The organism is Neoakkermansia glycaniphila (genome assembly GCF_001683795.1).
GTDB lineage: Bacteria > Verrucomicrobiota > Verrucomicrobiia > Verrucomicrobiales > Akkermansiaceae > Akkermansia > Akkermansia glycaniphila.
On the sequence record NZ_LIGX01000038.1, the window covers coordinates 98,817 to 120,005 of the forward strand.

Annotated in this window: 13 protein-coding genes; 4 read left to right on the top strand and 9 right to left on the bottom strand. The window is 58.2% G+C overall.

Annotated elements, in window-relative coordinates; translation table 11 throughout:
• Nucleotides 1-78 precede the first annotated feature (78 nt).
• The 3 genes from AC781_RS11000 to AC781_RS11010 are packed head-to-tail and all read right to left on the bottom strand — an operon-like array spanning nt 79 to nt 2,844.
• Nucleotides 79-1,233: an FtsX-like permease family protein gene (locus AC781_RS11000; RefSeq protein ID WP_083076299.1), complete on the bottom strand. Its 1,155-nt coding sequence runs from the start codon at nt 1,231-1,233 to the stop codon at nt 79-81.
• Entirely contained in the window at nt 1,196-1,828 is a 633-nt protein-coding gene (locus AC781_RS11005) for an ATP-binding cassette domain-containing protein (RefSeq protein WP_067771639.1), read from the bottom strand. The genes AC781_RS11000 and AC781_RS11005 overlap by 38 nt, the downstream gene beginning before the upstream one ends.
• Nucleotides 1,825-2,844, bottom strand: a complete 1,020-nt coding sequence (locus AC781_RS11010) for a hypothetical protein (protein WP_067771636.1) — start codon at nt 2,842-2,844, stop codon at nt 1,825-1,827. The genes AC781_RS11005 and AC781_RS11010 overlap by 4 nt, the downstream gene beginning before the upstream one ends.
• A 179-nt stretch (nt 2,845-3,023) precedes the next feature.
• On the opposite strand from AC781_RS11010, the gene AC781_RS11015 reads away from it, so the two are divergent.
• The 4 genes from AC781_RS11015 (at nt 3,024) to AC781_RS11030 (ending at nt 10,635) form a co-directional block, all read left to right on the top strand.
• Complete coding sequence (locus AC781_RS11015; RefSeq protein WP_172801785.1) at nt 3,024-4,526, top strand: sulfatase-like hydrolase/transferase; 1,503 nt, start codon at nt 3,024-3,026, stop codon at nt 4,524-4,526.
• A 156-nt stretch (nt 4,527-4,682) separates the two neighbouring features.
• Nucleotides 4,683-7,241, top strand: a complete 2,559-nt coding sequence (gene gyrB / locus AC781_RS11020; protein ID WP_067771630.1) for a DNA topoisomerase (ATP-hydrolyzing) subunit B — start codon at nt 4,683-4,685, stop codon at nt 7,239-7,241.
• A 21-nt stretch (nt 7,242-7,262) separates the two neighbouring features.
• The gene (gene gyrA, locus AC781_RS11025; RefSeq protein ID WP_067771627.1) at nt 7,263-9,887 is read left to right on the top strand and encodes a DNA gyrase subunit A; all 2,625 of its coding nucleotides are present in this window, start codon (nt 7,263-7,265) and stop codon (nt 9,885-9,887) included.
• 157 nt (nt 9,888-10,044) lie between these two features.
• The gene (locus AC781_RS11030; protein ID WP_067771624.1) at nt 10,045-10,635 is read left to right on the top strand and encodes a hypothetical protein; all 591 of its coding nucleotides are present in this window, start codon (nt 10,045-10,047) and stop codon (nt 10,633-10,635) included.
• A 62-nt stretch (nt 10,636-10,697) separates the two neighbouring features.
• Here AC781_RS11030 and AC781_RS11035 read toward each other — a convergent pair whose 3' ends face one another.
• The 6 genes from AC781_RS11035 to AC781_RS11060 form a co-directional block, all read right to left on the bottom strand.
• Nucleotides 10,698-12,284 carry a beta-N-acetylhexosaminidase gene (locus tag AC781_RS11035; RefSeq protein ID WP_067771621.1) on the bottom strand — a complete coding sequence of 529 codons (1,587 nt, stop codon included), beginning with the start codon at nt 12,282-12,284 and terminating at the stop codon, nt 10,698-10,700.
• A 132-nt stretch (nt 12,285-12,416) separates the two neighbouring features.
• Nucleotides 12,417-13,238, bottom strand: coding sequence for a hypothetical protein (locus AC781_RS11040; RefSeq protein ID WP_067771617.1), 822 nt, complete (start codon nt 13,236-13,238; stop codon nt 12,417-12,419).
• Entirely contained in the window at nt 13,235-14,440 is a 1,206-nt protein-coding gene (locus AC781_RS11045) for a hypothetical protein (protein WP_067771614.1), read from the bottom strand. Before AC781_RS11045 ends, AC781_RS11040 begins: the two co-directional genes overlap by 4 nt.
• A 91-nt stretch (nt 14,441-14,531) precedes the next feature.
• The gene (locus AC781_RS11050; RefSeq protein ID WP_067771612.1) at nt 14,532-15,257 is read right to left on the bottom strand and encodes a hypothetical protein; all 726 of its coding nucleotides are present in this window, start codon (nt 15,255-15,257) and stop codon (nt 14,532-14,534) included.
• Between the two features lie 85 nt (nt 15,258-15,342).
• Nucleotides 15,343-17,616 carry a glycosyltransferase family 10 domain-containing protein gene (locus tag AC781_RS11055; protein ID WP_067771608.1) on the bottom strand — a complete coding sequence of 758 codons (2,274 nt, stop codon included), beginning with the start codon at nt 17,614-17,616 and terminating at the stop codon, nt 15,343-15,345.
• A gap of 410 nt (nt 17,617-18,026) precedes the next feature.
• Nucleotides 18,027-21,182, bottom strand: coding sequence for an efflux RND transporter permease subunit (locus AC781_RS11060; protein WP_067771604.1), 3,156 nt, complete (start codon nt 21,180-21,182; stop codon nt 18,027-18,029).
• Between the last annotated feature and the right edge of the window lie 7 nt (nt 21,183-21,189).

The window sequence follows — 21,189 nt, forward strand, 5'->3', positions numbered from 1 at the left end:
CATGATCGTTGAACCGCCCGGTTCACAGAAGGGCCGCTATCAAGGGCGGCCGTTTTTGTGCTCTCAGGCGGAGGAATTTTATTTCAGCACGCGGCCGATTTCACGTCGGGCGGCAAAGACGATGGGGATCGAGGAGATGAGGACGCAGGCGATCAGTGCGCAGGCAAGCAGCTGCACGTCCGGCATGATTTCCGGGAGGGTGAGAGTTTTGTTGCCCAGTCTGAAGAATTCGCGCAGGACGATCTTCTGTGCTTCCATGAAAGCGAAGACTGCCGCGACGAAGGCGATGGCGACCAGAAAGAGGTTTTCGATGATGAAGGAGCCGACGAGCAGGATGGGATGGATGCCGAAGCTCTTCATGAGCGTGTAGATGTATTCGTTCTGCCGGTATTCCATGGAGGCCAGCGCCGTGAGCAGGATGCCGACGATGACGGCGATGCCGATGGAGAAGCCGGCGCGGCATTCCGCCTGGTTGCTCATGATGAGCTCCATGTCTTTCAGCAGTTTGGAGATGGTGGTGACGTTGAGGCGTTTGTTGTCCAGCCTGCCCAGGGTTTTGAAGTAGTCTTCCACGCGCTTGAGGGCTGCATAGCTCATTTCATCGAGCTTGAGGAGAACGCTCGTGAGGTTGCTGCGGGCATTGAATGTGGCGGCCAGTTCGGGGGCGACGAGGATGAATCCCCGGGAGTTGCCGCTCAATTGGGCGCAGACGAGGCTGTCCTCCGGGATGCCGAGAATGCGGACGTCGCGCACGATGCTTCCTCCATTGCCGCTGATGGTGAGGCGTTCCGGCCCGTCTCGCAGCGTGGCGTTCTGTGTTTTGGGGTAGAGGAGTACGGGCTGCCCTTCGTTGATGGGGTAGAATTCGGCAAGTTGCGTGTTGGAGTAGGTGTAGATGGGGTAGTTGTCCGTGCCGATGTTGGCCGATCCGACGCTGTGCAGGATGACGGCCTTGCATCCGAATGTTTCTTCGTAGAACTGAGGGTCGTCCGTCAGGCTTGAAGTGGCGTTTTGCGGAGTGATTTCCATGATGCTCGCGAAGTCGCCTCCCTGCTGGCGTATCTGGCTCGATACGTTTTTGGCGGTGAGGACGTAGTTCGCCATGAAACACAAGGAACACAGGGAGAGGAAGAAGACGACGAGGAGGCGAGCCAGCGGGCTCGAGAGTCGGGTTATCCACCGATGGAACGTATCCTTAGCGAGATACAGGCATGTCAAAATCAATGATTTCATCGGCGGTGTCGAAGAGGCGCACGTCGTGCGTGCTGATGATCCAGATTTTGTCGGCCATGTCGTTCCGGATCAGGTTTTTGATGATGTCCGTATTGCCGTCGTCCAGGCCGGAGGTCGGTTCGTCGAGCAGTACGATTTCGGAGTTTTTCATGAGCGTGCGGGCGAGGGCCGCGCGCTGGGACTGGCCGCCGGAGAGTTTGTCCGCGCGGCGTTTGCGGAGGTCGGCGAGGCCGAGGGCTTCGAGCAGGTGGTTGCAGCGGGGTTGCCAGTCCTTGCGTGGGAGCATGGCCATTTCGGCGCAGAGCCGCAGGTTGCGTTCCACGCTGACGAGGGGCAGCAGGTTGATGCCCTGGAACATGTAGGAGGCGTGCTTGCGGCGGTAGGCTCGGCTCGTGACTTTATCGCCGCTGGGCGTGATGATGTTGCCCTTGTTGATTTTGAGGTACCCGGCGAGGATTTTGAGCAGCGTCGTTTTGCCGCTGCCGGAGTATCCCTTGAGGATGGTGATACCGGGAGGGAAGGTGAAGGAGAAGTCCTTGATGACGGGAGCTTTGCGCGAATACCCGAATGTGATGTGATCGCAGACGAGATTCATTTGGGGCGGAGAATGATGCTCTTTTCGGCGATGAGGACGATGTTGTAGTCGGGATAGACCCGTTCGACGAGATTTTCCCAGCTGTAGGCGGTGGCGGCTTCCGGTCTTCTGGCGAGTTCCAGCCGGGAGACGACCGTGTCGTTGCCGTCGCTCTTGTAATAGAGGGTGACGCGCGGGCGGGAGGCGATCATGTCGTAGGCCCGTTCGTTGTCCTCGGGGGAGAGCTTGAAGAAGTACAGGATGGAGGTGTTGCTGGCCGAACCGCCTGCTGAGGATACCTGCTTGCGGTCGAACTCGCCCTTCATCAGTTTGCCTTCGGAGAGGGTGATCCGGGCGCAGATTTTTTTGCCGTCGAGCTGGGTGATTTCCGCATTGGTGATGGGGCAGGTGATGTAGAAGGAGGAGTCGTCGTAAGCGGTGGCGAACTGGGGCTGGGTAGGCATCATTTCCATTTCCATGGGCGCGTCGAGATCCTTCGGCAGGGGGAAGCTGTATTGCAGGCGGCCGTCGAAGGGCATCTTCATCACATACTTGTCGAGCTTCTTGTCGTAGGTTTCCCGTTCGAGGCGTTCGGAGGTTTCGAGGTTTTTCTCCGCCAGCGCGATGCGTTCATCGGTATCCTTGATGACGTCCTTGTTGTCGGCTCCGGTCGGTTTCGGTGCCATTTTGCGTTCTTCTTCGGGCAGGGAGAAGTAGAATTCGATGTCGCGCTTTTGCTTCTGCATGTTGCGGATGTCGTCGCGCTTGGTCATTTTGTTGGTCCGAATGCGCGTTTCCATGTCCTCCTTTTCCTGCTTCAATTGTTCGTCGTTGAGCTTGGCGAAGACGGTTCCCTTCGCAATGCGGCCTTCGGGATCGATCAGGTTGGTGACGGTTCCCTTTTCGGGCAGGGTGAACGGGCGCATTTGTTCCGGCACGATGGATCCTTCATAGGTGCCGATCGGAATGAGTACTTCCTTGCCTTGGCAAAGGAAGCATGAAACGATGCTGAGCAGGGGGAAAACGGTCTTGAGCATAACAAAGGGCCATGCGGGCTGTTCCGCAGTATCCGCCAGCCGATGGTGAAAGTCAAGCCGCTTTTGCATGCCTCGGGGTGGCGGAGAGGTGTTGGAATGCAGGGAGCAAAGGCCGGAAAATCAGGCTGTTCCCGGCTTTGGACTTGCCATTTTCTGACAAACCATGCATGATGACGGCCATGGTGCGTTACCTGTTCTGTTTTCTGTTGTCGGTGTGCAGCATGGCGTTTGCCGCGACGGAAATCTCGCCGAAACGGCCGAATATCGTCGTGATTCTGGCGGACGATATGGGCTGGTCCGATCTCGGGTGCTACGGGTCGGAGATTGCGACGCCGCATATCGATTCTCTGGCGAAGCAAGGCATGCTGGCGACGCGCTGCTATACCGTGCCGCGCTGTTCTCCTTCCCGGGCTTCGTTGTTGACGGGCATGTACCCGCAGAGCGTTGGCGTGGGCCATCTGGACAAGGATCTCGGACGACCCGGCTACCGCGGGCATCTGGACCCGTCCATTCCCACTCTCCCCGAACTCTTGCGCAACAAGGCGGGTTACCGCACCTATATGTCCGGCAAGTGGCATGTGGGCACAGGAGACGGCTGGTATCCGTGGCAGCGCGGATTCGATCGTTACCGCGGGCTGCTGAGCGGGGCGAACGGCTATTATACGCTCGATCCCGGCCGCAAGATGGCGGAAGACGGCCGCATGCTGGAAGCCGGAGATTTGCCCAAGGATTTCTTCATGACGGACGATATTACCGGAAAGGCCATCGAGTACCTGAAGGATGCCGCCAAGACGCCGGACAAGCCGTTTTTCCTGTATGTGGCCTATACGGCTCCGCATACTCCGCTCGAAGCTCCCAAGGCGACGGTGGACAAGTATATCGGTTCCTACGCCCGGCAGGGGTTCGCCGCTGTGCAGAACAAGAGGCTTGCCAGGCAGAAGAAGCTGGGGCTTGTCCGCAAGGATGCGGCCATTCCTGCGGAGCGCACTCTGCCTGCCGTTTGTTCGAAGGAAGACGATGTGAATATGGCGCTGTATGCCGCGCAGATCGTGGAGATGGACAAGGGTGTGGGCCGCTTGATCGACGCATTGAAGCGGCAGAAGCAGTGGAATAATACCGTCGTCATGTTCCTTTCCGACAACGGGGCGACGAAGGAGATGCCCGGGCGGAATTACGAGCCGTATCCCGGCCATCCGCGCAAAACGAGTGGTTATGGCAAGGCATGGGCAAGCGTGTCCAATACGCCGTATAAGGGTTACAAGATCCAGACCTATGAAGGAGGCGTGGCCGTGCCGTGCATCATCCGCATGCCGGGCATGGAGCAAGGTGCGCTGTATCATGCGCCGATGCACTTTATGGATATTGCCCCCTCCATTTTGCGATGGGCCGGAGTACAGCCGGAAAAGCCCATGGACGGCATGGCGGAGCCATGGAAGAAACCGGGGGCGAAAAGGACTATTTTTTGCGAACACGAGGGCAACAGGATGGTGATGACGCCGGAGTACAAGCTCGTCTATGCGAAGCAGAAAAAGGCGTGGGAATTGTATGCCGTCGACGACCGGGCGGAGCTCCGGGATGTGGCTGCCGGGCACAAGGATGTGGTGGACGATTTGAAGAAACGGTACGCGGACTGGGCCGCTACGCACCAGGTTGACGACAAGGTGAAGAATTACTATCCGTGACGCGTGGCCGGAGGGGTGTCTTAAGCGTTGATGGAAAGAGAAATGCGTTTTGCTTTCGCCCGTGTGTGAGAAGGATGGGCCTGCAGGGGGTGTTTCTCGCCGAAACGATTGATTTTTCTTGTATTTTCATACGCGCGCGCGTATAATTGCGCGCGTATGACTGATGAAAACCATGAGGCCGGCATCCCCAAAGTGGATACCGGCGCTCAGCAAGAATACAGTGCGGCCCAGATTGACAAGTTGGAAGGTCTTGAGGCGGTGCGCAAGCGCCCCGGAATGTACATCGGCGACCCTGACGAACGAGGATTGCACCATTGTGTGTTTGAAGTGTTGGACAACTCGATCGACGAACATCTCGCCGGCTACTGCACCAAGATCGAAATCGCCATTCATGTCGATTGCTCCATTTCCATTATCGACAACGGCCGCGGCATCCCGGTGGACGTTCATCCGAAGTTCGGCATTCCCGCCGTCGAGCTGGTGCTGACCAATCTGCACGCGGGCGGCAAGTTCGGGCAGGGCGCATACAAATACTCCGGCGGCCTGCACGGCGTGGGTGCGAAGTGCGTGAACGCCCTTTCCGACTGGTTCAAGGCGGAAGTGCGCCGCGACGGCAAGCGCTACCAGATCAAGTTCGAGCGCGGCCACACCATCGAGCCTCTCCGCGTCGTCGGTGAAGCACCGGCGGGCGTGACCGGTACGACGATCACCTTCTTCCCGGATGCGACTATCTTCACCGATACCATCGAGTTCAAGTTCGACCGCATGACGACGCGTCTTCGCGAGCTGGCATTCCTGAATCCCGGTCTCATCATCGAACTGCGCGACGAGCGCGATGCGCCCCATCGCAAGGAAACCTTCTATTACAGGGACGGCATCATCGAGTTTGTCCGCCAGCTCGGCACGAACAAGGAAGTCATCAATGAAGATCCCATTTGCATTTCCGGCCTCCGTAAGGTCGAAGTCGAATACGACGGCAAAAAGATGGATGACGACGTTCTCGTCGATGTCGTGTTCCAGTACAACAATACGTACGAAACGAACATTCTCTGCTTTGCCAACTCCATCTACAACGGCGACGGCGGCACCCACCTTTCCGGCTTCCGCGGCGCGCTGACGCGCGTCATCAACGGCTATGCCAAGGCCAACGGCCTGCTGAAGGACAAGGACCCTTCCCTGAGCGGCGAAGACGTGCGCGAAGGTCTCGTCGCCGTCATCTCCGTGAAGATGCCGAACCCCCGTTTCTCCTCGCAGACGAAGGACAAGCTCGTCAATACCGAGATCGAAGGCGTCGTCGGCAATGTCGTGTATGAAGAAATCAAAACCTTCTTTGAAGAGAATCCCGCGATTGCCAAAAAGATCATCGACAAGAGCATTACCGCCTCCCGCGCCCGCGAAGCCGCCCGCAAGGCCCGCGAAACCGTGCGCAAGAGCGCGCTTTCCATCGGCGGCCTTCCCGGCAAGCTGGCGGACTGCTCCGACCGCGACCCGAAGAAGTGCGAACTCTTCATCGTGGAAGGTGACTCCGCAGGCGGCTCCGCCAAGATGGGACGCGACCGCCGCACGCAGGCCATCCTTCCGCTGCGCGGCAAGGTGCTGAACGTCGAAAAGGCTCGTCTGGACAAGGCGTTGTCCAACAAGGAAATCCAGAATATGATTACCGCCATCGGTGCCGGTATCGGTGACGGCGAGGACGAAGGCTCCTTCAACCTCGAGAAGGTGCGCTACCACAAGATCGTCATCATGACCGACGCCGACGTGGACGGCGCGCACATCCGCACGCTGCTTCTCACCTTCTTCTGCCGCCACATGCCGCAGCTCGTCCGCGCCGGGTATCTCTACATCGCGCAGGCCCCGCTGTACCGCGTCATCCGCAAGAAGAAGGAAGAGTACGTGCAGGACGATATCGCACTGAACCGCAAGCTCATCGAGCTGGCTGTGAACGATGTGACGCTGCGCCGCGCGGACGGAGAACGTACCTTCTCCTCCGAAGAGCTCTCCACCATTCTCGACGTGCTGGTCAACCTCCAGCGCTACATCGATTCCATGCAGGCGCAGGGCGGCGAGTTCTCCGCGCTGCTCAAGCACCGCGAAACCTGCGGCGACTTCCCCGAATACCTCGTCAAGATCCGTTGCGGCAACGATGAAGAAGTGCAGTACTTCCACGATACGGAAGCCCTCGCCGCCTTCTCGAATGAAAACCGCGACCTCTTCATCTTCGGCGTGCCGTCGGAAGAAGAACTGCTGGCGAATCCGCTCCCGGTGCGCGAAGGCCCGAGCCGCCGCGCCCTCACGCACGAATTGCATGAGGCCAAGGCCATTGCGCGCCTTCTCGTGCGCCTTGAAGAACTCGGTATTCCGGGCAGCATGATCCTTTCGGAGGATGCGCCGCTCTTCGAACTCGTCGAAGGCGAGGGCGACAAGCAGAAAGTCGTTTCCCTCTTCTCAGTGACGGACATCCTCGAAACCGTCATCAACATCGGCAAGCGCGGCGTCGAGATCACACGATTCAAGGGCTTGGGCGAAATGGACGCCAAGGACCTGTTCAAGACGACGATGGACCCGGAAAAACGCGAACTGCTGCGCGTCGTGCTGAACGATGACAACGCCGTCCGCGCCGACGAAATGTTCACCATCCTGATGGGAGACGTCGTCGAACCTCGCAAGAACTACATCGTCGACCACGCACTCAACGTCCGCAACCTCGACATCTAACCCCCATCCACCTTTTCTATCATGGAAAACAATCGAATCAGACCTGTGGACGTAGCCAGCGAGCTTTCGACCTCCTTCCTGGACTACTCCATGTCCGTCATCATCTCCCGCGCCCTGCCGGACGTGCGCGACGGCCTCAAGCCCTCGCAGCGCCGCATCCTGTACGCGATGAAGGAGCTGAACCTCAGCCCCGGCGGCAAGACGCGCAAATGCTCCAAGATCGTGGGCGATACGATGGGTAACTACCACCCGCACGGCGACCAGGCCATCTACGGCACCCTCGTCAACATGGCCCAGAACTGGTCCATGCGCGACATCCTCGTCATCGGGCAGGGCAACTTCGGCACGCCGGACGGCGACCCCGCCGCCGCCTCCCGATACACCGAAGCCAAGCTCTCCGGCATGGGGCTGGCCCTGATGGCCGACCTCGACAAGGATACCGTCGACTTCGTGCCGACGTACGACAACGAGCATACCGAGCCCGTCGTCTTCCCGTCCGCCTTCCCGAACCTCCTCGTCAACGGGGGCACCGGCATCGCCGTCGGCATGGCCACCAACATGGCTCCGCACAACCTCGGCGAAGTGGTGGACGGCATTTGCGCCACCATCGACAACCCCCAGATGACCGCAAACGACCTGCGCGCCTACATCAAGGGGCCGGACTTCCCGACGGGCGGCGACATCCTCGGCTATTCCGGCATCGACAATTATTTCCGTACCGGGCGCGGCTCCGTCCGCATCCGCGGCAAGATCGACATCGAGCAGACCGACAGCGGCAAGGACCTCCTCATCATCCGCGAAGTTCCCTACGGCGTGAACCGCGCCGCCCTGCAGGAACGCATCGCCGAGCTGTACAAGGAAAAGATCCTGACGGATATTTCCGGCATCCGCGACCTTTCGGACGAAATCACCTGCATCGAAATCGAGCTCAAGCGCGATGCCCGTCCGCAGGTCGTCGTCAACCAGCTCTACAAGCTCACGGCCATGGAAACCTCCTTCTCCGTGAACATGCTGGCCATTCACGACAACCGCCCGAAAACGCTCACGATGCTCGATGCCATCAACTTCTACATCGAGCACCGCCGCGAAGTCGTCGTGCGCCGCACGCGCTACCTCCTCGGCGAAGCGGAAAAGGATGCCGAACGCCTCGAAGCCTTCCTGCTGGCCCTCGGCCACATGGACGATTTCATCCGTATCATCCGCGAATCGAAGAACCGCGACGAAGCCCGCGAACGCCTGCAGGCCTACACCTTCTCCACCCAGACGGCGGAGCAGCTCGGCATCCTCATCCGCTCGCAGGCCTCCGTACAGGGAGACCGCTACGTCTTCACCGACCGGCAGGTCAACTCCATTCTCGACCTACGCCTCTACCAGCTCACCGCCCTTGAAAACGACAAGATCTCCGGCGACTATGCCGAACTTCTCGTCCGCATCAAGGACTACCTCGACATCCTGGCCAACGAATCCCGCGTGCTCGGCATCGTGAAGAGCGAACTCATCGCCATCAAGGACAAATACGCTACCCCGCGCATTACCCGCATTATCCCCTTTGAAGGAGATATGGCGATCGAAGACCTCATCCCGAACGACACGATGATCGTCACCATCACCCACAGCGGCTACATCAAGCGCACCAGCTCCGCCGAATACCGCGTGCAGGCGCGCGGCGGCAAGGGCGTGAAGGCCGCCACCACGAAGGGGGCGAAAAAGGATGCCGAAGCCGACTTCATCGAGCATCTCTTCGCCGCCCAGAACCACGACTACCTCATGTTCTTCACGAACACCGGGCGCGTGTATGTGGACCGCGTGTATGAAATCGACGAAGCGGCGCGCAGCGCACAGGGCCGCAGCATCAAGAACCTGCTCGACCTCCAGCCCGAAGAAGCCATCGCCGCCATTCTGCGCCTCGAACGCAAGGTGGACGACAACGGCAACGACATCACCTTCGCCGAAGGCAGCGGCAACGTCGTCTTCGCCACGAAGGACGGCACCGTCAAGAAGACCAGCCTCAACGACTTCGTCAATTACCGCAAGGCGGGCATCATCGCCATCAACCTCGAAGAAGGCAACAGCCTCGTCAACGCCGCGCTGACCACGGGCGGAAACGAAGTTGTCCTCGTCACGCACGACGGCATGAGCATCCGCTTCCCGGAAGACGATCTCCGCACGCAAGGCCGCAACACCATCGGCGTGCGCGGCATCCGTCCTCGCACGGGCGACTACGTCGTGGCTCTCGCCATTGTTGATCCGACGAAGACGCTCCTCGTGGCCTCCGAAAACGGCCTCGGCAAGCGTACTCCCTTCGACGAATACCGCGTCCAGAGCCGCGGGGGCACCGGCGTCAAGACCATGAATTGCACGGAGAAAACGGGCAAGGTCGTCTCGGCCACCGTCGTGTCGGATGAAGACGAACTCATGCTCATGACCACCGCCGGGCAATCCGTCCGCATCAAGGTGGCCACCATCCGCGAAACGGGCCGCGCTACGCAGGGTGTCAAACTCATGACTCTCGCCTCCAACGAACGCATTCAGGACATCTCCATCGTCATCCCCGACGATGAAGACGAACTGCCGGAAACCGATGCAGCAGGAGAACCTGCCGAAGGAGGCGAAAGCGCTCCGGCACAGGAACCCGCTGCGGAATAAACGGCTCGCTGTTCATCCGGATTTTCACAGGCCGCCTCCCGCATGGTGAGGCGGCCTTTTTTTGCCTTGTCGGGGCATGCTGAGTCGTGCATCATAGACCGCGTGCGGTGCATGCACGGCATGTTGCATGCGCCGCTTCCTCCTGATAGAAACACCTATGAAAATCAAGAATGCCCTGATAGTCACCGCCGGATTGCTATCGCTGGCCGGACTGGTGCAATGCACCCATTATGCGTGGAAAGAAGTTCGTTTGTCTCCCGAGGAGAAGCAGGATTACGAATTCTGGCTGTCCACGCATCAACGGTCGTACCATATCCGGTTGCAGGATGGAGTGCAGACGGTCGAGATGGAAACATGGGAGGATGGGAAAATGCATGATACGAATGAGGCTGCCGGGGTTAAAATGGTGAAAAAAACGCGCCGCCTTCCTGTGCCGGACAAGAGGCTGAATCAGCTGATCGAGAAGTTCGTCCAGACGGGGCAATTCTGTTACGATAGCGAAAACGATTTTCTCAGGATCGAGGGTGTGTGCCTCGGCGCCGGCTGGAAAAGCGGGAACAAGAGCCATTCATGGAACCTGCTGTGGGAAAAAGTGCAGGAAAAGCTGCGGGAGCCTTACAATGAACTGAATCTTTATCTGTACCTGAGCAACCCGCAATGGAATCAATACCCGGAAGCATTTCCGCTGCTGACGACGGAACCTCCGCCCCATGTATCCCCTCAGTCGCCCGGAAATATGCGGAGGTGAGGGCAGCAAAAACGGCAGACCTTGCATGGCCTGCCGTTTCGGATAAAGGGTATGTAGCCGCGTCAGGGTTTGACGGCGGGCTCGTTGTCCATGGTGCGTTCGAGCGTGTAGCCGAAGCGTTTTTCAAAGGGCTTTTTGTGGGCTTCCATCTTTTGCTGGAATCGCTCCCAGCTCCATGCGGATTTCGGGCTCCATCCCTTTTCCGCTACTGCCATGGCGCGCGGGTAGGCCCGGTACAGCGTGTGTTCCAGCGTGGGAAGCTGTTCTGCCCACAGCGTGCAGTGCACGCCGACGATGTGATCCACCTGGTCGGCGGGTTTGCCCTGCGTGGGGTCGAGCTGGTAGCATTTTTCAAGAGTGACCATGGGCATCCATCCGCGGTTGCTGTGGCCGGGAAGCTGCGGGTAGTCCAGATAGCAGTGTTCGCCCGGGGTCAGTACCAACTTGAGGCCGGCCTTTTTCGTGGCATTCACCGTGGCGGGCGTTTTGCCCAGGCGCCATGTGTAGACGGTCTGCCCTTTCTGGTAGAAATCGTCTTCCAGCTCGAACCAGAACTGGGCTTCCTTGCCGTATTTGGCGAGGAGGGAGGTCATATCCTTGAAGAACCCGCGCATTTCTTCGTTCGTATTTTTCTGTCCCTTGGCCTTGCGTGCTTCGGTGCAGGCTGCGCAGAGTTCCCAGCGTTCTGCCGGGGCTTCGTCGCCGCCGAGATGGATGATCTTGCCGGGGAAAATGTCGGCCAGCTGTTTGACTGCGGCTTCGTAGAACTTCCACATTTCCTTGCTTTGCGGGCACAGCAGATGGTAGCTGACGCCGCCGGAACGCCGGGTTTTGACATCCTGGGGAGCGGTCAGCAGTTCCTGTTTCTGGGCGTCGTTTTTGCTTGTGTAGGCTTGCGTCTGCTTGAATGCTTCCACCTTGTCCGCGGAGGGATTCTGGCAGAATAATTCGGGGTAGGCTTCGCAAAGAGCCTGGTTGTGGCCCGGTACGTCGATCTCGGGCACGACGTCGATGCCCCTTGCCTTGCAGTACGCGACGAGGTCTTTCAGCTCCTGTGCCGTGTACATGCCGCTGGAGGCGGGCATCCAGCCGGGGCCGCCGCCATCGCCGGGGCCGCGCGTGGATGCCACTGTCTTCAGGCGGTCGTATCCCGGCACAGGGAAGCGCCAGCCCTGATCGTCCGTGAGGTGGAGGTGAAGGACATTGAATTTGTAGAAGTGCATGACATCCACGAACTTTTTGAGATCCTCCAGAGGCATGAAGGAGCGGGCGACGTCGCACATCATGCCGCGCCATGCGTAGGCGGGCTTGTCCGTGATGGTGCCGCAGGGGATGCCGGCCGGCGATGCGCCGAGCTGGTCTTCGAGTTGCAGAATGGTGATTTTGGCGTTTTCAAGGCCGCGTTTGTCGGCGTAGCGGATGCTGATGCCTTGCGGCGTGATGTCGAGGGCATAGCCTTCTGCGCCGAGGGATGGATCGAGCTTGGCATTTTTGATGTCGAAGCGGAGATTCTGGGTCATCCCCTGTTTCTGCTCGATGCGGACGGGTTCGGGAATGATGTTGTATGAAGGTCCGCCGTTTTCGTTTGCATGGAGCGAGCCGGACAAACAGGCGAGAGATGCGAGAAGGAATGTGGATTTCTTGAACATGGCGGCAAGGATGGCTGTACTGCTGCATGCAGATACGGTATCAATTATACGCAGTCTGCAGGGAATTCTTTCAAACAGGATGCTTGATCGGTATTCCGGTGATGATGATGGGGCAAGTTTCCGGCATCTGTGCTATGGTTGGAGTTGTTCTCTGGCATCCAAATACCGTTGTTTCATTTTTTTCCGGCCGCTGGAGATATCGCCTCCGTATGCCTTGGCTTCTTTTTCGCTCATCAGGCGATTGTATGTGTGGAGTTCCTGCAAGGTGGAGATGCCCATTTCCCTGATGCGGCGGTCGAGGGTAGGGAGGGAGTCGCCGGGTGTGGTGTAGATTCTTTCTCCGGCTTCCGTCGGCATGACGAAGTGCGTGCCGGGGCATTGCTGCGCCAGCTTCTTCATGGAGTGGAGGAGAGGAAGGGCGGCTTCGTTGCAGTCGATGACAAGGGCGACGATTTCTTTCTCGGCAAGGAAGAGTTGGCGAAAGGCGGACATTTCCTTGGCGTCGGCAACCCGGAAGATATGAGGGATGAAGGAGATGTCTCTCAAGGCATAAGTGCCGCTGTTGCTCGGATATTCGATTTTGTGGAAGAGTATTTCGATGATTCCTTGTTTGAGGAAGATTTGGATATGGTGCCCCGAGTCTTGCAGGCTGCTGTCGCCGTCGCGGGGTTCTTCAAACCGCTGGTAGGTGAAGAAGGGTTGACCATCCAGCCGCAATTCGGTTGGCTTGAAAGGGTGCATCGGCAGGATGGTGAAGGCGGCGTAGAAGGCAGGGAAGAGGTCCAGCCCTGTTTTGTTCGCCATTTCTTTGCTGGAGATGTCGATGATGTTGATGTGGCTCTGCGGGAGTTCCCTGGCTTTGAATTCGATGCCGTCAAGACGCGCTAAAGAGAGTTCCGGTTGTTTGGCATGGGCGAAGCAGGCGAGTGCGAGAAGAAGAGGAAGGAATTTCATGGGTGTGCAGCAGGTGCGGTGGGATGCCCGTTTTTTTGTTTGAGGGCTTCGACGAAGGGTTCATCGACGGTTTCCATGCGTTCCGCAATTTGCCGGAGTCTGTTCGATCCGTAGAAGCCTTTTTTCCGGAGCTCGTCGATGACTGCTTTTTTCTGTTGCTGCATGGCCTCCCAACGTTTTTGCAGGTAGGGAAGAAAACCGTGTCCATCGTATTCATCCTCTTGAAGATCAGTTCGGAAAGATTTGATTTTATCCTGCATGTCTTCGTTTTCCAACCATATTTCCATACTGCGGGCGCAGCGGTCGGCCGATTCCTTGTCCGTTGCCAGTAGCAGAAGGTTGACCGGCGCGAGAAACAGGAAATTCTCCGTATCTTTCGTGTTGTAGCCGCCCATGTTGGATGTTTCTTTCTTCCATGTTTCTACGGGAAGCGGGTCGAGGAAAATGCCGGGCGGGCAGGGCAAAGGGCGACGGTATTCCGGCGGGAGAGGGATCGGTAGAGAGTTTTGAAGCGGCAGGATGATCTTGCCCGATGGGAGCGCGATGCGGTGAATCGTTTCCGTCAGAAAGGCGGCAGCCGGGTAGATTTCCCCCTGGTTCACAAAATCACCATACAGAGGCCACCATGCCGAGACCTGGCCTTGTCCGTTTGTTTTGGCTTCGGTCGTGATTTCGTGGACTTCATCATCGGAGTAATGGCCTTTCCTCAGTTTGCGGATGACGATCGTGTCGGTATGCGCTGGCAGCTTCATGGTGGGCAGATCTTCGTCGAGGGAATATCTGGTTCCATCTTTCCAAAAGGAGTCGTTGCCGAAGTCGGAAGAGAAAAGTACGTTGGGACCCACCCCTCCATTGGGGCGCGCCAAGGCTTCTTTCCATTCCTGTGCAGCGAGCCGCTCCAGATCTTCGCCTCCAAGTATGGTGAGGTCATAGCGGGAGTGGTTGGTGTATCTGCAAGTGAGGACGGGAGTGTCGCCATTCGGCTGGAAGGAGATGATTTCAGCCGATAACCAATGGCGGATGTCGGGAATTCCGGGTTTCCTGCCATAGAATAAATCCCAGTCTTTCGGCTCCATGTCAGAGGCGTTGGCTTCTACCGGAGTTCGGTTTTCCGGGGCGGGCGTGTTTTGGCTGGCGGCGGGCTGTGCCGTGGCGGAGAGCAGGCCGCAGAGGAGGAGCAGGCGTATGATGGTCGGTTGCATATCGGGTGATGGGTTGATTGATGATGAAACGAAGCGGCGCACCGGGTGTTTGGATATGGTCGGCGAGTGTTGTTTTTGTCTGGTGCCGCAGTTAAAGGACGATGCTGTAATGTGTTTTGCCTTTTTCCAGACGAATCGCCTTTTGGGTGCGGATCAGTTCGATCTGACGATTTCCGACGGGGATTCTTTCATAGATCGTCAGAATGTAGTCATTCGGCTGCAGGTATTCAGTCACGGCCGTGTAGGTGTTGTTCTTTTCCGGGTGCTTCATGGCGATGCACGGACTGGTTGACTGAGGGATGACCGTGGGGGTATTCAAATTTTCGTCGGATAAGAATATGTTGTCTGGCGGCGCTGGGATGCTTTCCAGTTTGCCGACAATGACATTGCTGTTTCCGGGAAAGAAATAGGGGAAAGCTTCATCCTGATTCCAGACGAGTTCGACGGTTGCCTGCATCAGGTAGGCTTCCACACGATTGGCTTCCGGTTTGATTTCGACCTTTTGATAATAGTTGGCACCCGCAATGGCGATCGGCAGGGAGGCCTCGCAAAGCTGGGAAATCGAGAGTATGTGCGTTCCTGTCGATTTCAGACGGAAGGAGCAGGTGTATGGTGATGCGAGTTCCTTGTTTTTAGCCTGTTTTTGTTGTCTGGCTGTTCCTGTTTTGTCGCATTGTACATAGAAGACCGGGCTTTCCGTAGATGGTTCCAATGTCAGCGCAACGGTTAGTGACGGCGGGTTGTTTGTGGCTTTTTGCCGGGCGTGGACGGGAGATAAAATACCCAGCATCAGGCAGCTGGCAGCGAGTTTTTTCATCTTGGCGTGTTTCGGCGGAGTGGGGGGAGATAGAGATAACGGGCAGTTTTATTTTTACTTTGTCCTGTGGAGGGTCGCAAGATTTTTATGAGTTCTCATGCATATGTGGTTGTTTCCGGATATGGTTTGGAGCGGTTGGTGTGAGGTATTCCATGAAATGGTCGTGATAGCGGGTGGCAAAATAATCCGGCAGGGGCGGCAGGGGGCCTTGCCGGAGGATTGTCCGGATCAGGGCGGGGATTTGATCCGGCGTTTCGGCGAGGTGGATGTGTTGGCGGAAGGGGGCAGGGAACCATTGGAGGCCCGAGGTCAGTTTGTGGTCGCGGGAGGGAAGGACGATGACGGGGGTGTTGGCGATCAGGGAGAAGATGATGCCGTGGTATCGATCGGTGACGACGGTTTGGTAATGCGAGAATCGGCTGATGGTTTCATGAAGGAGTTCCGTTCTGTGGGCGATGGTGTAGCTGCCCGTATGGTTGATGGTGGTGTCGGTGGCGGACGTGGTGGATATACGATCGATTTCCCTCCGTATGGAGAGGATGCGGTCGGCTGGATGCTTGGTTTCCTTGTCGTTTCTCATGCAGAAGAGTACGCCTTTTCTGGCGTGGGGAGGAAGTTCCGTTCTGCCGATCATGGCGGTGACGAGGTCGGGATAGAGGAGGAGCCTGCAGCGGTGGAAGAGGTGTTGTGCGGTGCGGAAGGAGTGTTCATCGCGGCAGAACAGGGTGCAGTCCGGGTGGTTGTTGAGGATGGCGGCAGTCTTATCCGCGACGCGTGGGTTTTTGTAGTAAATGGTCTGGGGGAGGATGCGGAGCGGATGATCCGGGAAGAGTTCGGCGAGTTTCAGGTAGATGCTTTGTTCGTTGTAGAGGTCGGTCATGTGGTAGCCGCTGTGGCAGAGTAAGAGGTCTTCCGGGCGGATTTTCCTTCGTATGGCGGCAAGGAGGCCGGGCGTGGAGTTGCGGAGGGTGGAGAGGATGACGCCGTGTGCCGGCAGGTTGTCGCGTAGCAGGTGCAGGATGCATTCCGTTTGTGCCTGGTCGCCGAGGTTGGAGTGGTACGGCGTACCGAAGAGATAGACGAGCGGAGGCCGGGATGGGGCGTTGATTCGTGCGATGCGGTTATCCGGTTCCTTCGGGTGAGCGGGGGTTGCCTGTTTTTGTTCGGGCTGCAGGCGGTAGGCTGTTCCGGATTTGACGAAGCGTTCCGTGCCCCAGCGGTTCCATTTTAGGCTGAAGGAGTCGTCCTTGATGTCGAATACATCGGCCGTATCGTGGGGAGGAGACAGGCGTTCGGCTTTGCCGTGGAGTATTTTGAGCGTGTCCCGCCATTGAGGGTGGATGCAGTCGACAAGGCGTTCTTCAGGGTGGGCAGGAGTGTGCGGTTTTTGTTCTGCGGGGAGGCGTTTCCACGGTTTGCCGTCGTCGAAGGAGGGCATGGCGGGGTAGCCGTGTGCAGAAGGCTGGCGGTTGTCGTGTTGCGGGTGCTGATGGCGTACGATTCCTTGATCCAGAGTCTGCCTGATGAAGGTTTCGAGTGCGTTGAGGTAGGCATCGAAGTCGTGTTGGCCGGGGAGGAAGAGTGGTTCGCGGAAGTAGGAGAGGTAGAGCCGGTCGTCCCGGTCGACTTCGGCGATGTAATCGGACAGTTCTTCGGGGCTGCCGAAGTCTCTTGCATGGATGAAGCGGCGTGGGTTGATATCCAAGGCAATGTCTGGATCTCCCCAGTAGATGGGGAGGCTTCCCGAGGAGAATGCACGCATGATTTTTTCGGTGACGTATCCTCGTGAAGCGACGTTTTCGAAAGCGATGGAAAATTTGTAGTGTTTGGTGAAGTCGAAGGCATTGCCGATGAGGGTTCCCGTGTTGTTGAGGACTTTGCCTGCGCTGTCGATGCGTTTGTAGCGGGAGAGATGCTTGAAGAAGCAGATGCGTTCCTGTGCATGAGGGTTGGAATAGATGAAGTTGCAGAATTTCGTGTGGCGTTGCAGGATGTCGTCGGGTTGGAGGGATTGCCGTTCGACGGTGCGGGCGTGAAAGATGTCGTAGTTGACGACCCAGTTGGGCAGGCGAAGATGTGGGCCGGGGAGCGGGGCATCGTCTCGGAGGAAGGTGATGGCTCCGTCGCATTCGTTCCACCGGGGCATGACGGATTCGGCGGTGTAGAAGAGGCGTGGGCCGGGGAAGTTTCTGTGTTTGTTGCCGAAGACGGAGTAGATGAGGAAGTCGGCCTGTGCCATGTCGTTGACGACGGCGATGTTGAACCGTTCGTGCAAGAGGTGTTGGAACAGGTTGTCATGGGGATCGAAGCCCTGCCAGAAGTCGGCGAAGGCGACGCGTTTGATGAGGTTTGTTTTCATAGGTATGATTGTTCGAGTGGATGGCCGGACCATGGGCTGAGACCGGGAGGCGGTGTTTTCCGGGTAGAGCGGATGAATGCCGGCGATTGCAGGAGAGGAAGTTCATGGGGCGCATTTTGGCGATGAATTCCATATGTCGTTCGATTGTAGAAAGGAAGGAGGCGAAAAGCAAGTTTTCACGTCTAGCATGGTAAAATTTGACTTTCATGCTGAAAAAGAGTGTGTTGAATGATTGTTGTTGTCTGTTTTCGTGTTCCGGCATGGCAAAGTCCGCGGTGCGGTTTATCCTGATGAACCCGGTTTTGTTGCGTATGCCCATTCTCTGGAGGGAATGGAATAGTCAGGTAAAGAAATACAGTCCCGCCACGAGCGAAGGGACTGTATGAAGGAGACGGTATGCGTGTGTCCGGCTATCGGGCGGCGCCGGGTGGCGTGGAGGCGGCTGCTTCCTGAGGTTCCTGCCGGGGGGATTTTTTGATGCGTGTGATGATGTAGAAGGCATACGGCAGGAAGAAGAGGCCGATGAAGACGGCGGCAAGCATGCCTCCGATGACGGCGATGCCGATGACTTCGCGGGCGTTGGCTCCTGCTCCCGAGGCCATGGCGAGGGGGACGCAACCGAGGATGAAGGCGAAGCTGGTCATGATGATGGGGCGGAAGCGTACCTGTGCGGCCATGAGGGCGGCTTTTTTCAGGTCCATGCCTTCTTCGAGCCGGTCGATGCCGAATTTGACGATGAGGATGGCGTTTTTGGCGGCAAGGGCGATGAGCATGATGAGGCCGATTTCCGCGTAGATGTTGAGGTCCAGCCCGTAGATGTACAAGGCTCCCAGCGCGCCGATGACGGCGACGGGTACGGAGAGGAGGATGGCGATGGGCATTCTCCAGCTTTCATACAGGGAGGCGAGGACGAGGTAGATGAAGAAGGCGGAGATGGCGAAGATTGTGCCGATGCCGATTCCCTGTGCGGCTTTCTGTTCCTGATAGCTCATGCCGGAGTAGGAGTAGCCCATGCCGGTGGGCATGGTGCGGTCGAAGATGCGTTCGACGGCGCTCATGACCTGCTGGGTGGAGTATCCGGGGCGGGCGACGATGTCGAGCATGGAGGCGTTGTACATGTTTTGCCGGATCATGAATTGCGGGCCTTCGATGCTTTTCGAGGTGACGAGGGATTCGAGTGGTACCTGTACGCCGTTTCTGCCGCTGAGGTAGAGTTTTTTGATGCCTTCGATGTTTTTGCGGGCGTCGGCGTCGGCCTGGATGTAGACCTGCCACTGGAAGCCGAAGTTGTTGTAGTAGTTGACGAAGAGGCTTCCCATGAATGCCTGTAGTGTCTGGTTGGCTTCGGCGATGTCCACCCCTTGAAGGAGGGCTTTTTCTTGATCCAGTTCAAGGTAGTACTGGGGAGTGGAAGGCGCCATGAAGTTTTCGACGGCGAGGATTTCCGGGGATTTTTTGAGTTCTTCGATGAATGCCTGCGTTTGTTTGGCAAGGTAGGCGTTGCCGCGGTTTTCCCGGTCTTCGAGGAGGAAGGTGATGTCGGACGATGCCCCGACGCCGGGGATGGGTGGCGGAGTCATGGAGAATCCGATGCCTCCGGGGATGCGCGTGCGCATTTCCATGCGGAGTTTGGCGCTGAGTTCTCCCGCTTTTTGGCCGGGGCCCTGCCGTTCGGCCCACGGTTTGAGGTTGACGAAGAAGAAGCAGTTGTTGGCGCTTTGGACGCCGGTCATCATGTTGAACCCTGCCACGGTGGTGATTCCGGCGACTTCGGGCATGGCGGAGACGAGTTGTTCGACCTGGCGGCAGGTGTCGAGGGTGACGCCGAGAGCCGTCTGGTACGGGAGTTGTACGGTGCCGTAGAAGTAGCCTTCGTCTTCGTCGGGGAGGAAGCCGCCCGGTACGGCCTTGCCGAGCGGGATGATGCCGACGGTGATGAGCAGCAGGGCGAGCCCGGTGATGGCGGCCTTGCGGATGAGGAAGCCGGAGCCTCGCACGTATCCTGCCCGCACTTTCGTGAATCCGGCTTCGAAGGCATTCCCTGCCTTGGTGAGGATGTTTTCGCGGCGCTCCTGTTTGGGGCGGAGCAGGAGGGCGCACAGGGCAGGGCTGAGGCTGAGCGCATTGAAGGCGGAGATGACGATGGATACGCCGATGGTGACGGCGAATTGCTTGAAGAGGAGGCCCGTGATGCCCGGCAGGAGCATGCTGGGCAGGAAGACGGCGGAGAGGACGAGGGCGGTGGCGACGACGGGGCCAGCGACTTCCTTCATGGCGGCGCGGGTGGCCTGTGCGGGCGGTTCGCCTTTGTCGATGTGGGTTTGCACGGCTTCGACGACGACGATGGCATCATCCACGACGAGGCCGATGGCCAGCACGAGGCCCATGAGGCAGATGGTGTTGATGTCGAGCCCGAAGACGGGGAGGAGGGCGAAGGTGCCGACGATGGAGACGGGGATGGCCGCCAGCGGGATGAGGGTGGCCCGCCAGCCTTTGAGGAAGACGAAGACGACGAGGATGACGAGGCCGAGAGCCGAGAGCAGGGTGGTGACGATTTCCTGAATGCCGAGTTTGACGGCGGTGGTGGTGTTCAGGGCTTCGGTGAGTTCAAGGCCCGGCGCAAGTTTGAATTCGGCGAGGGTTTTCTGGACGCCTTCGACGGTTTGCAAGGCGTTCGAGCCGGGAGACTGGTAGATGGCGAGGGCGGCGCAGGGTTTTCCGTTGTACTGGCCTTTGATGTTGTAGGTTTCGGCGCCGAGTTCCACGCGGCCCACATCCGAGAGGCGGACGATGGCATCGCCATCCGCCCGCACGATGATGCGGGAGAAGTCTTCCTGCGTTTTCAGGCGGCCGCGGGCAATGACGGTGTAGGTGAATTTCTGGCCTTCGACGGAGGGTTCTCCGCCGATCTGGCCGATGGGGTTCACGGTGTTCTGCGCCCGGATGGCGGAGAGAACCTGCGGGATGGTGATCCGGAGGGCTGCCAGTTTGTCGGGGTCGAGCCATACGCGCATGGCGTACTGCCCTGCGCCGAAGACCTGCACGTTTCCTACGCCCGGTACGCGCAGCAGGCGGTTCACGAGGTTGATGTAGGCGTAGTTCGCCATCCAGAGGTCATCGTATTTTCCGGTGGGCGAGGTGAGGCTGTACAGGAGCATGGGCGGTCCGCTGACTTTGCGGATGGTGATGCCCATGGCGTTCACTTCGGCGGGCAGCTGGGAGTTGGCTTCTGCATAGCGGAGGTAGCTCAGGAGCTGGTCGGTGGTGGGTTCCGTGCCTACGTCGAAGAGGACGCTGAGGTTCATGCCCCCGGTGTTGGTGCTGGTGGAGGTCATGTATTCCATGCCGTCCACGCCGGACATGACTTGCTCGATGGGTGTGGCGACGGAGTCCACCACGGTGTTGCAGTCGGCTCCGGGATAGCTGGTCGAGATCTGGATTTCCGGGGGGACGATGTCAGGATATTGCGCGATCGGCAGCCGGAGGATGGAGATGGTGCCGAGCATGACGATCATGATCGAGATGCAGATGGCGACGATGGGGCGGCGGATGAAGAATTCGATCATGGCGGAA